6 protein-coding genes are annotated in these 13,841 nt (G+C 47.0%); 2 read left to right on the top strand and 4 right to left on the bottom strand.

Features of this window, described 5'->3' with window-relative positions; translation table 11 throughout:
* Positions 1 to 58: 58 nt before the first annotated feature.
* The 3 genes from CXF83_RS08610 to CXF83_RS08600 form a co-directional block, all read right to left on the bottom strand.
* The gene (locus tag CXF83_RS08610; protein WP_101092296.1) at positions 59 to 8,416 is read right to left on the bottom strand and encodes an Ig-like domain-containing protein; all 8,358 of its coding nucleotides are present in this window, start codon (positions 8,414 to 8,416) and stop codon (positions 59 to 61) included.
* A 78-nt stretch (positions 8,417 to 8,494) separates the two neighbouring features.
* The gene (locus CXF83_RS08605; RefSeq protein ID WP_101092297.1) at positions 8,495 to 9,427 is read right to left on the bottom strand and encodes a methionyl-tRNA formyltransferase; all 933 of its coding nucleotides are present in this window, start codon (positions 9,425 to 9,427) and stop codon (positions 8,495 to 8,497) included.
* Positions 9,428 to 9,429: 2 nt separating this feature from the next.
* The gene (locus CXF83_RS08600) at positions 9,430 to 10,707 is read right to left on the bottom strand and encodes a hypothetical protein (protein WP_101092298.1); all 1,278 of its coding nucleotides are present in this window, start codon (positions 10,705 to 10,707) and stop codon (positions 9,430 to 9,432) included.
* 234 nt (positions 10,708 to 10,941) lie between these two features.
* Between CXF83_RS08600 and CXF83_RS08595 the strand changes: the two genes are divergently transcribed.
* Positions 10,942 to 11,493 (top strand): aspartyl/asparaginyl beta-hydroxylase domain-containing protein, encoded by a 552-nt coding sequence (locus CXF83_RS08595; RefSeq protein ID WP_157822933.1) that lies wholly within the window; start codon positions 10,942 to 10,944, stop codon positions 11,491 to 11,493.
* Between the two features lie 23 nt (positions 11,494 to 11,516).
* Complete coding sequence (locus tag CXF83_RS08590) at positions 11,517 to 12,167, top strand: phage tail protein (RefSeq protein WP_101092300.1); 651 nt, start codon at positions 11,517 to 11,519, stop codon at positions 12,165 to 12,167.
* A 117-nt stretch (positions 12,168 to 12,284) separates the two neighbouring features.
* Here the strand turns inward: CXF83_RS08590 and gndA are convergent, their stop codons facing one another.
* Positions 12,285 to 13,826, bottom strand: a complete 1,542-nt coding sequence (gene gndA / locus CXF83_RS08585; RefSeq protein WP_101092301.1) for an NADP-dependent phosphogluconate dehydrogenase — start codon at positions 13,824 to 13,826, stop codon at positions 12,285 to 12,287.
* Between the last annotated feature and the right edge of the window lie 15 nt (positions 13,827 to 13,841).

Raw genomic sequence — 13,841 nt, 5'->3', positions numbered from 1 at the left:
TAAGTGACTCGCTATACGTACAAATAAGCACCGACACAAACATCTCATTAACCAGAAGTTAGCCGCCAAAACGGCTAGTATATTGCAGTCCTATTACCCATACATCTTCAGCGTAAGATACCCATTCAAGTGCCAAACCATTATCTTGATTAAATCCATAATATAGCCCAGCACCGGCAGCAAACTGCTGATCACTATTATCATCAATATTGATCGGCCCACTACTTTTAGTCTCTAACCAGCTAACTCCAGCCAAACCATAAATTTCAAAGCCTGAGTCAGTAAAGATAGGCATCTGGTACTGAGCAAATAGCGCTACACCTTTATAATCAATCTCAGCACTAACACGGCTATTTTGACTCAAATCCACTTGGCCAAGATCGACACCTCTTAATTTAAGCCACCAGTTTTTTGAAAAACCATAGCCAAGCTCAAGATTGTAAGAGAAGTCGTAATCATTATCTTTGTCTATCTCAGTGTAAAATGTAGGTTCAAGATTAACAGCCCCAAGTCCAGCACCTATCGAGTACTCAGCCTGGGCAGGTAAAGCCACACCCATTGTAATAAGCACAAAAATCGGCACTATTTTTAAAACATATACTTTTCGTTGACGTAGCATCGCAAGCAGAACAAGTACCATAAGACCCGAGTACCCCATAGAACCACCACCGGTAATTGTTTTACCATCGATCCCATTATTATTAGCCAGATCATTAGTATCCTTGATACCGTCGCCATCTGAGTCAATATCTAAATGATCGGCCAAGCCATCATTATCAGTATCTAACATTTCTCTATCATCCCTGACTCCATTACCATCATTATCAGTGCCTGAAATAACACCGTTGACATCATAATCTACCCCATCGTCAATCCCGTCAGCATCTGCATCAAACCCAGTGAAGTACTGCTGTTGTGGATTCTCTTCAATATCAGGGATTCCATCTCCGTCATCATCATCATCAGCATGGTTTGCGTAACCATCGCCATCGAGATCCGGTAAGCTACCAAATGCCCCAACGGCGCCATCAATCACATCCACTAAGCCATCGTTATCCATATCGATGGTGTCATCAAGGATACCATCTTGATTTGTATCTAATGATTCCGGCAAACCCGCATTAATTAAATCAAATTGCTCACCGTCGCTACTCAACTGCAATAGATCCGGATGACTATCGCTATTAGTATCAATCAGCTCGCCTATTGTTTTTATCAGCTGATCAGAATAGTCATTGAAACCATCACTGTCAGCATCTTCTAGCCCTGCTTCTAATACATCTGCAACACCATCATTATCAGAGTCCAGATCAAGATGATTTGGGCTTAAGTCTATGTCCATATCCAACTTAGCCAACTTTTTAATGACAGCATCAAGTGAGTTTAACCCGTCATCGACGCCATCAAAGTTAATATCCACTCGCCCTTGATCAATGACATTATCGCCATCGACATCCGCATCGAAGAAATCAACAATACCATCTTGATCGCTATCAGATGTTCCACTATTACTTTCTGCTGCCCTTGTACTGGACTGCTGCACTTTTGCTATCGATACAGAACTCGCACTGCTTTGCTCAAGTACCATTACAATCGAAAATTCAACCCCATCACTCACACCATCATTATCTGAATCCTCATCATTAGCATCATCGATTCCATCACCATCGGTATCGACATCTGTTTCCACCAAGTTAGGCATACCGTCACCATCACTATCTTGCCCAAGCATAATAAGCATAATCAGTGCCTCGACTTCAGCCACTTCGTCAATATCTGCTGTTGCATAGTGTGCTACTGCATTATTTAGCAATGCCAAGATTGCATTCAATTGTTCTAGTGAAACACTGCTTACACCTGCATCAATATAAACTTGCGCAATGAGATCTACGGTTTCACCGCCAAGCTCGGCATATTCACTAATCAATGACAATGCATACTCAGGTATCGTTTGCACAATTGTGGATGCCTCCGACATAACAATTTCAGCCCTACCAGCATCATCAACATAATTAGCCTCGACAGATAGGCTACTACCAACATCTTCAATCGATAACACATAGAAATCATCATCGGTGCCTATCAATGATGTCTGTTCATCTGAATGTCTAAACCATTGATAGCTATGTTCTGTTGCTGTCGTTCCATCAATGTCGTCAATCACAGCAGTTATCGTTTGCTCTTCAACCAGATAACCGTCAATACGGACACTACCAGGGCTGTTGGTTGCGTAGGCAAAGTTAGTTGATGCCAGATTACCGTTCTCAGCACTATCTTGAACAGCATCAGCAGGTAACTGGACCAGTACATCACGACCAACAGTCAGTACAGAGCCTTTCAGTACATATTCCTGTTCATCACCCGTCAAACTCACTGCCGTACCGTTTTCTATTTGTAGGTCCTCTAGTGTCAACCCTGTAACTGGCTCACTAAAGTGCAGCTCTAAAGCAAACTCTTCACGCACCTCCATTTCAAGTATTGCTAATGTCACTTCAGGTTGAACACTATCAAAATTAACTTTAAAAATATCTGAGGCTAAATTGGTTCTGCCGCTCTTATCTGTTGCAACACTCTCTTTGACTTGCAATGACACCTCACCTTGCTCTATCGGAGTCACTAGAACGGTAAAGTTTAATCGCTCAGCACTCCACTGAGATAATGTCGCATTGGTAAGTTCAATATCGGTAATATCAAAATCTTCAACGTCCTCGCTAAAGCTAAAGGTCGCGATAAACGCCGCATTGATATAACCCGAAGCACCACTAATAGTGAGGCTTGGCTGGCTGGCATCATAGATGGCGGTTAACTGCACAGCTGCGGTATTGCCATTACTGGCTGAATCGACAGCTATATTAGCTGCCACATCGACTGTGACACTGCCTGCTGCAGTGGGTGTGATCAGCGCGCTATAAGCTTTACCCGAACCACTGAAGTTTGACACGCCAGCATTGCTGGCAGCGATATCGATAGCATCAAAACCAGTGACCGAGTCACTGAAAGTGAAAGTTGCGGTAAAGGCGGCATTGATATAACCCGAAGCGCCACTAATCGTGACACTAGGTTGACTGGCATCATACGTTGCCGTTAATTGTACCGCTGCGGTATTGCCGTTACTGGCACCATCGATAGCGGCATCTGCTGCGACATCGACCGTGACACTGCCTGCCGCACTTGGTGTGATCAGCGCCGAATACGTTTTACCACTTCCAGTAAAGCTTGAAACTGTTGCATTGCTCAGCGCAATATCAGTAGCATCAAAACCGGTCACGGATTCACTGAAAGTGAAGCTCGCAGTAAACTCTGCGTTGATATAACCCGAAGCACCACTAATAGTGAGGCTTGGCTGGCTGGCATCATAGGTGGCGGTGAACTGCGCCGCTGCAGTATTGCCATTACTGGCACCATCGATAGCGGCATTAGCTGCCACATCGACCGTGACACTGCCTGCAGCAGTGGGTGTGATAAGCGCTGAATACGTTTTACCACTTCCAGTAAAGCTTGAAATTGTTGCATTGCTCAGCGCAATATCAGCAGCATCAAAACCGGTCACTGATTCACTAAAGGTGAATGTTGCGGTAAAGGCGGCGTTGATATTACCGCTTGCCCCCGCAATCGTAAGGCTTGGCTGGCTGGCGTCATAGGTGGCGGTGAATTGCACCGCTGCGGTATTGCCGTTACTGGCACCATCGATAGCGGCATCTGCTGCAACATCGACCGTGACACTGCCTGCTGCGGTGGGTGTGATAAGCGCTGAATACGTTTTACCACTTCCAGTAAAGCTTGAAATTGTTGCATTGCTCAGCGCAATATCAGCAGCATCAAAACCAGTGACAGATTCACTGAAAGTGAAGCTCGCAGTAAACTCTGCGTTGATATTACCTGAAGTACCACTAATCAAAACACTCGGCTTACTGGCATCATAGGTGGCGGTGAACTGCACTGCTGCAGTATTGCCGTTACTGGCTAAATCCATTGCGGCATTGGCTGCCACATCGACCGTGACACTGCCTGCTGCGGTGGGCGTGATAAGCGCACTATAACTGCCACCCGAACCACTGAAGTTTGAAACACCTGCATTGCTAACAGAAATATCTGCAGCATCAAAACCAGTGACGGATTCACTAAAGGTGAATGTTGCGGTAAAGGCGGCGTTGATATTACCGCTTGCCCCCCCAATCGTCAGGCTTGGCTTGCTGGCGTCATAGGTGGCGGTTAATTGCACCGCTGCGGTATTGCCGTTACTGGCTAAATCCATTGCGGCATTGGCTGCCACATCGACCGTGACACTGCCTGCTGCGGTGGGTGTGATCAGCGCACTGTAACTGTCACCCGAACCACTGAAGTTTGATACACCTGCATTACTAACAGAAATATCTGCAGCATCAAAACCAGTTACGGATTCACTAAAAGCAAAGGTTGCGGTAAAGGCGGCGTTGATATTACCGCTTGCCCCCGCAATCGTCAGGCTTGGCTTGCTGGCGTCATAGGTGGCAGTTAACTGCACTGCTGCAGTATTGCCGTTACTGGCTAAATCCATTGCGGCATTGGCTGCCACATCGACCATGATACTGCCTGCTGCGGTGGGCGTGATAAGCGCACTGTAACTGTCACCCGAACCACTGAAGTTTGAAACACCTGCATTGCTAACAGAAATATCTGCAGCATCAAAACCAGTGACGGATTCACTAAAGGTGAATGTTGCGGTAAAGGCGGCGTTGATATTACCGCTTGCCCCCCCAATCGTCAGGCTTGGCTTGCTGGCGTCATAAGTGGCGGTTAACTGCACCGCTGCGGTATTGCCGTTACTGGCACCATCGATAGCGGCATCTGCTGCAACATCGACCGTGACACTGCCTGCTGCGGTGGGCGTGATCAGCGCACTATAACTGTCACCCGAACCACTGAAGTTTGATACACCTGCATTGCTAACAGAAATATCTGCAGTATCAAAACCAGTCACTGATTCACTAAAAGCGAATGTCGCGGTAAAGGCGGCATTGATATTACCGCTTGCCCCCGCAATCGTCAGGCTTGGCTTGCTGGCATCATAAGTGGCAGTTAACTGCACTGCTGCAGTACTGCCGTTACTGGCTAAATCGATTGCGGCATTAGCAGCCACATCGACCGTGACACTGCCTGCCGCGGTAGGCGTGATAAGCGCACTGTAACTGTCACCCGAACCACTGAAGTTTGATACACCTGCATTGCTAACAGAAATATCTGCAGCATCAAAACCAGTGACAGACTCACTAAAAGCAAAGGTTGCGGTAAAGGCGGCATTGATATTACCGCTTGCCCCCGCAATCGTCAGGCTTGGCTTACTGGCGTCATAGGTGGCGGTTAACTGCACTGCTGCAGTATTGCCATTACTGGCAGAATCGACGGCTATATTAGCAGCCACATCAACCGTAAAACTGCCTGCCGCGGTGGGTGTGATAAGCGCACTATAACTGCTACCCGAACCACTGAAGTTTGAAACACCTGCATTGCTAACAGAAATATCTGCTGCATCAAAACCGGTCACTGATTCACTAAAGGCGAATGTTGCGGTAAAGGCGGCGTTGATATTACCGCTTGCCCCCGCAATCGTCAGGCTTGGCTTGCTGGCGTCATAGGTGGCGGTTAACTGCACTGCTGCAGTATTGCCGTTACTGGCTAAATCGATTGCGGCATTAGCAGCCACATCGACCGTAACACTGCCTGCTGCGGTGGGTGTGATAAGCGCACTGTAACTGTCACCCGAACCACTGAAGTTTGAAACACCTGCATTGCTAACAGAAATATCTGCAGCATCAAAACCGGTGACGGATTCACTAAAAGCGAATGTCGCGGTAAAGGCGGCGTTGATATTACCGCTTGCCCCCGTAATCGTAAGGCTTGGCTTGCTGGCGTCATAGGTGGCGGTTAATTGCACCGCTGCGGTATTGCCGTTACTGGCACCATCGATAGCGGCATTGGCTGCCACATCGACTGTGACACTGCCTGCTGCGGTGGGTGTGATCAGCGCACTATAACTGTCACCCGAACCACTGAAGTTTGATACACCTGCATTGCTAACAGAAATATCTGCAGCATCAAAACCGGTGACGGATTCACTAAAAGCGAATGTCGCGGTAAAGGCGGCGTTGATATTACCTGAAGCGCCACTAATCAAAACACTTGGCTTGCTGGCATCGTAAGTCGCGGTTAATTGCACCGCTGCGGTATTGCCGTTACTGGCACCATCGATAGCGGCATTAGCTGCCACATCAACTGTGACACTGCCTGCGGCCGTTGGCGTAATGAGCGCACTATAACTTGCGCCACTGCCAGAGAAGTTCGTCACTGAAGCATTACTCACTGCGATATCTGCCGCGTCAAACCCTGTGACTGACTCATTGAATGTGAAACTTGCAGTGAAGGCGGCGTTGATATTACCACTTGCCCCCGTAATACTGAGACTTGGTGCGCCATCATCATTAACATCAATAGAAAATGCGATTTGGTAAGTAGAAAGAGCATCACTCACTTGCAGGCACAATTTATAACTGCCTGAATCTACAACAGCTGCAGTTTCAAGAGCCGTACCCGTAACTTGGAACAAAACGTTATTGACATCATTACCCGTACCACAACTGCCCGAATCCGATACTCCCTGAGCAACCAAACTGTAAATAAAACTGACATCATCAACGTCGACAGCATTGATGGTGCCAATATCTGCACCTGCAGCGGTATCACTTTGGTTGATGCTAGTGCCCGTCAAGCTGATATGAGTCGGTGCATCGTTTACCGCAGTGATGTCTATATTAATGCTGCCAATAGTGATATTGCCACCACCGCCGCTGCCAGTATTACCGCCATCGTTTACCTCGAGGGTTAATACCGCAACATCATTCCCTGCCGCATTCAATATCCCTAAATACTTTAGGTTGCTGGCTGTATCGAGGTAAGTATTAACGTTGGTCGGCGTACCGGTTAACGTTATGATATTTGTACCACTGCCGGTTTCAGTAACACTGCCTGCAGCCCCATCGGCCACTAATAGAGTGCCAGCGTCTGTAGTAAAAATTAACGTCAGACTAGTGCCATCGGCATCGCTTACATTCACAGCGCTTAAATCCAGATTACTGGGCACATCCTCTGTCACGCTAAGATCAGTCGGTAAAGAACCTGTTTGCAGCGGGTCATCATTTTGTGCTGAGACGCTAATAGTGCGGGTAGCACTTGCGGTGCCAGCATTGGTATCGGTGGCGGTTACCGTAATAGTCCGATTATTGGTACTCGGATTATCAGAAACATTACGGTAATGCAGTGATTGCAGTACTTCCTGTACCAGTGTGTTGGTAGCATTACTGTTGAAGGTGATGGTCAAAGCGGCGCCATTATTCACGACCCCTCCAGACACACTCAAACTACCAATGTTTGTACCATTACCCAGTATGTCATAGTCATTAATGGTTATTACGCTGCCATCGCCATCTAAATCACTCACACTAAACTCATCTGCTGACTCAGCGGTAAGCTGTATTTTGAGCGTACCGCCATCCCAATCCGCGTCACCGTCACTGTCTAACACTGTGGCCGCAGGATCGATTTGGGTTACAGAGTCATTTTCAGTGTAACTCAGCGTTGAGCTTGCAAGAGAAATGGTAGGAGGGGTATTACTCACCACAGCAGAGACTATACCGGTTTGAGACAGAGTTGGATTGCTACTACCACCAGGAAATGTGCCGCCATGCCCCCCCGTATCATCGCTATCAACCAAAGGAGCAACGACATCATTCATTTTCCAATAGGAAATTAACCCTGCGGTATCTGCAGCAATTTCTTGTGGATTAGCGCCATTATAGAGCGAGCTAATATCCGCAGCTGATAAAGTGGTGTTGTATATTTGGAAGTCATCAATATCACCGGAAAAACTAGAATACCCCGCTGTAACGCTATAGCTTGACGGCTTACCAAGATGTACAATTTCACTCGCTAAAATGTCTATGAACGTCGCTCGAGAATACTGGCCGTCATCACTTAATAATCCTCCGTTACGATAGATTTTAAAATCTCCGTTTCCAGCTACTTCGAAAGTTATCGCAAATTGGTACCAAGTTCCTACTGCCCAGCTTAGAGCAGGGCTCTTACTGAGAACTCCTGGTTCAGAAACTACGATCGCATTGGCTAAATCATCTTCACCGTTAAAATCGACACACAACTCCAAACCGGCATCCGAACTAGAGAAGAAACACTGTGATTGGCTGACATTATCAAACTTAACCCAAGTCACTATCGATAAACTCGTTACCTCTGTTAACTCCGGAACAATACCAGTCATTTCGACATAATCACCACCATCAAAACTGATAGCCTCCGTTACTGCATGAGCCTGTGTCATTAACATTAACGATAATAATAACGCGCAGTGAGCAATAATAAGTTTCATAATTCATTCCGTTGAAAATAGAGTTACATTCCGTTGAGCAATTTGAACCCGTTTAAATCCATTTATTTTTACATTAGTTCAATCAAAACTCATCCCAGCATCAAAGCAAAAGTGCTCAGCAAAATTTAGCCCGCTAAACACTCCCTCTTTCAAATTCATTACATCTAACCGAATAGCCCCATCGAATGTGGCGATAACTAACCCATGAGGTTCACCGACATACACTACCGTTCCGGCATTGACACCGAACGTCGGCAATGCAATCTCAGTGGCTTGATATAGCCCTACCGTGACACCGTTAAAACATAAAAGCGCCCCGCCATACGTGGGATTACAAGCTCTAGCTAACGCACATATTTGTGCACTGCTCATAGTCGCCCAATTGACCTGCACATCTTCAGTCTGAGGCCGCGGCGCGTGGCAACCCCGCCCCTGCTGCAACCTTGCATCAATTGCGCCGTTGGCCAGTTGCTGTAAAAAGCTAACCACCACACTTGGCACTATCGACATCACCCGGCTGGTCAAACTGTTTAAGGTATCTAAAGGGGTTATCACTAGCGGCTGTTGCCAAACAATCGGCCCCTCATCTAACTTTTCCTCCACCTTAATGATGCTTATACCACTGTTAGTTTGCTGATTTTTTAGTTGCCAAAATAGGGGGGCCGATCCCCGATAATCAGGCAACAAGGACGCATGAACATTAAATAATGCCCCTGAAAACAGTGCTATTATTGATGGAGGCAGTCTGTGGGGAAATGAAAAAATGAGACCTATATTGGCTTGCCAGCTCTGTATTGACTTTGCCACTGTGGGATTTGAGCCCTGTACGTAGGCGAGCGTCTGAATATTGGCCTCACTTAATGTGGCCAATAACTGCTGGGCATCGCCGTCCTCACGATTAGACACCACAACACCGACTAACATTTCTAGCTGATGTAATTGTTCTATCAAGGGAAGACTGGCGCAACTTGAAGCAAACAAGGCGATACGATAGCGAGGAGAGATAGTCATTGCTAAGCATTACCTTTTGTTGCAAGAAAGCCAGGTAAGCCATTTAAACGGTAGTAAAACTTAATCTGATCACCGCTTTCTAAAAGTAAATCTCCCGCCTTGGGGTCGCTGGGCGTAAAGTTAATGCAGACCTGAGAGTCTGGCAGTGGATGGGTGATCCCAGATTGATATTCATCAACTTTGTCTAAACCAAAGGTAAATACTTGGGTACACACAAGCAGCAGTTGCGGGCCAAGATCCGCGGCGATTATGGGAATGGTCACTTGGTTACAAGTCACTAGCGACGAATCAACGCCCAAATTCAAGGTTTGCAGCTGTGAGACACTCTCTTTAGTGAGACTCAAGATCTCCCCCAGCTCAATCCGCTCCACCGACAAAGGCAGTTCATTAGCACTGCGATTACGCCAGCGCTCGATGAACTCATATTGCCCCACAGCCAACTGCGCTGTGATCAACACCCTCGCAGGGATCATCAAACCATGAGGAGATAATTGCGAGACAAGGTGTTGAACGAGTGGCAAGTGACCTTCTCGGCTAAAGCCGTGTTGCATAGCCTCTACCACGAGCAGGTCAAAAGGTCGTTCACTGTAATAATCACATCCATCCATACACAATATGGACTCGATAAATGACTCAATTTGCAGTTCTTGCACCAAAGTTTGTAAGCTAGCCACAGCCCCAGGTTGCATATCGATAAGGGTAACCTGCAATCGCTGCCGCCCAAAACGCTCGTTAACTCGATAGTAAGTTAACAATGGCAGCAGTAATGGTGCAAATGGACCACACGCAGGGTACAACAACCGCAATGAACCTTCTGGTTGTTCTCGATCCAGTTTGGTCAATGCAGCATCAATACCGCGAATAAATGCCTGCACTCGGTGAGTATCAGTTTGGGTGGTGACACATTGATCCGGCGCCATGACCAAACCGTGGGCTGCAATATACTGTCGTTTGCGATCGGCGATGCTTATATTGGCTTGTTGATATATGACTAATAATTTTTCAAACAGTTGCTGAAGCTGGATTTGCACTTTTTTATCGTCATTGGCCAACAACATTGAAGTGACGACCTCTGTCGCGCAATCGCTTACAGATACCGTGGTTTGGCTGGGCTCCGTAACGACAACCGAAGACGGTGTCGGGGAGGCATCATCTTGAGCGAGCTGCTCACGCAGTAAACGATTGAGTTCAGCCATGGAGTCCATTGGACTCAATAACGTAGCAGGTCCACTTTGAGCCAATATCAACTCACCATTCTGCCGTGTATCTTTTTCCATCATCTTTGATTGTCATCCTTGACTTGAAGATCCATTTTTAAATTGCTTCACGGCTTAAACAGCAAGCGAAATTTAAACGACCTTGTATAAAACGATTTTTAGTGCCAAATTTAACGAACTGACAACATTATCGTCTAAGAATTCATCATTAGCCAGCGGGGAATCAAACTGAATTATTATAAAGTTCAAACGAGCCTGCCCTTTAAGCGACTGTTCCTAGAAAGTTTTCCAAATGGGTTGGCAACAGATATTGCCCGCATAACCCATGAGCATTGGCACTGTCATGTTAATAAAAGGCAATATCAAGGCCAATGGCAGGCCATCGCTCTGCGGTGCCAACAGCAACATCAGCAAGCACACCCATTGTTGCAAAACTTTTCGATCGAGGCTGATAACGAAAACTGGGTCAACTTGCCAGCTTTAAAAAATAGTCCCAATGTCTTAGCGCTTCTTAACGCTATTACAGCGCCTATTCGAAGCGTTCGACTGATGAAATTAGCGCCTAACAGCAGTATTTTGCCTCATTGTGACTCTGAGTTAGGTGCTCAATTTGGTGCTGCACGATTACATGTGCCGATTAGCGGACAACTGGGAGTAGAGTTTTGGTTAGAGGGGGAGTTAGTCCCCATGCGCACCAATGAATTGTGGTACCTCGATACGAATAGACCTCATTGGGTCGACCACAGAGGTTCAGAACCACGCATTAATTTAGTTATCGATTGTTTGATGTCTCCTTGGTTGCAACGTCAACTCGATGGGTCAAAGACAATCTCCCCCACAGTGCCTTAGGCACTTTTAAACAAGGAACGTTTATGGAAATCATGTTAGGCACCAGTATGATCTTCGCTGGCAATTTTGTCCCAAGGGGCTGGGTTGGATGTAATGGACAAATGCTGTCCATTTCCGATAACCAAGCGATATTCTCAGTACTGAGTAACACCTATGGTGGCGATGCCCGCACCACATTTGGCATTCCGGATCTTCGTGGCCGAGCCCCTGTGGGTACGGGACGAGGACCAGGCGCACAAGTAACGGTTAATTTAGGTGACAAACTAGGCCGCGACACCATTGCGCTCGACCTACAGCATATGCCTACCCACAACCATAGCGCATCGTTTAATCCTCAAACCTCACCAGGATCAAAGCTCTCCGCTACGGCAACTACCACTGTCAATGCCGCAAATGGCAAGGGCAGCCAAGATGATGCAGAAGGCGCCTACTGGGCGACGCCTCAAAACGGGTCTAGGCCTGCTACCGATAGTTATGCTGGCACAAAAACCACCCGAATGGCGAGTGATGCCGTTGAGGTTGACGTACAGATCACAGGCTCTGGAGCAGGTATAACAGGTGGAACTGTTACCGTCGAGAATAATGGCAGCAGTGTGCCATTCCCGGTTTGGCAGCCCACCTTAGGGCTTCAGTACATTATGTCGATAACGGGTATTTACCCCAGTCGCAACTAAGCGCTTCCAACACATAAACGCCGCTCTATCTGCGGCGTTTATGTGTTTATATAGACACGTTGTTAAGGGGCAATACAGCCTTGACGGCACCTATCACTAGTGATTAATCGTCGCGACTTAAAGCTTGCTCAATGTCCGCTCTTCACTGCTCCAGTTAAGATGATATTTCTCACCGACGGGTTTATCGGTACGCTCAAAGGTGTGTGCACCGAAAAAATCGCGTTGACCTTGAAGCAGACTCGCCGGCAGGGTCGCACAGCGATAGCTATCGTAATAACCCAATGCAGAACTTATGCAAGGCGTTGGAATACCACTTAATACCGCGTGAGATACTGCAATGCGCCATTCGCCTTGCTTACGCGAAAGAGCCTCAGCAAACACATCTGCCATCAGTAAGTTTTCAAGATCAGATTCTTGCTCATAGGCTTTAGTGATTGACTGTAAGAAGGTCGCTCGAATAATACAACCGGCACGCCAAATCTTAGCGATGGCAGCAAAATCTAACGTCCAATTTTGCTCTTTTGCCATCATCGTCATCAGTTGGAAACCTTGCGCATAACTCGATATTTTGGCGCAGTAGAGTGCACTTTCAAGTTGGTCGATGAAGGTCTGCTTATCAACCGCTTGTAACTGTGTCTTGCTCGGCCCTGCAAGTATTTTACTCAGTGCAACGCGCTGTGTTTTTTGAGTGCTCACCGCGCGGGCGTAAACCGCTTCTGCGATTGTTGGCGCTGGGCAGCCTATTTGTAGGCTACTAACCGCCGTCCAAAGCCCGGTGCCTTTCTGGCCCGCTTTATCTAAAATCATATCCACTAACGGTGCCCCGGTTAATGGATCGGCTTGCTTTAGCACATCGGCGCTAATTTCCATTAGATAGCTATTAAGCTCGCCTTTATTCCAGCGTTCAAACACCTCACCCACTTCAGCGGGGGTGAAGCCAAGTCCATCTCGAAGTAACTGGTAAGCTTCACAGATCAACTGCATGTCGGCGTATTCAATGCCGTTATGAACCATTTTCACATAATGACCGGCGCCAGCAGGACCGATGTAAGTAGTACAAGGTTCACCCTCTTTAACAGGGTTGCCGGGTTCAAAACGCTCTATAGGTAAACCCGTTTCAGCATCGACTTTGGCCGCGATTGCTTGCCAAATAGGCTCGATACGGTCCCATGCCTTTAAACTGCCGCTTGGCATTAATGAGGGGCCAAAACGTGCACCGACTTCACCGCCAGACACGGCGCAGCTAAAAAAGAGAAAGTCGTCTGCGTAACGCTTTTCACGCTCGACCGTATCAGTCCAAAGACTATTACCTGTATCGATAACGATATCATCGGACTCTATGCCCGCTTCGATTAATGATTTACACACGCCGTCGACTGGAGCGCCTGCGGGAACAGAGAGTAAAACAATCCGTGGCTTTTCTAATTTAGACAACATTTCAGAAAGATTATTACAGCCATCGATACGTGCCTTGACTGTACTGTCTAAATATTTAACGCGTTCTAATTCTTCTTGCCCTACAACGTCTTGTACTTTGGCAGTATCAAGGTCGAATGCTGCAACTCGGTATTGGTTATCCGCTATATTGAGCGCTAGGTTCTTACCCATAACACCTAAGCCAATCACACCAATATCGTAAAGCTCGTTTTGGTTATTCATTTAAGTTTTATTCCG

Origin of the sequence: Shewanella sp. Choline-02u-19, from assembly GCF_002836205.1 — a bacterium.
GTDB lineage: Bacteria > Pseudomonadota > Gammaproteobacteria > Enterobacterales > Shewanellaceae > Shewanella.
This window is presented reverse-complemented; position numbering and strand designations above follow the sequence as displayed.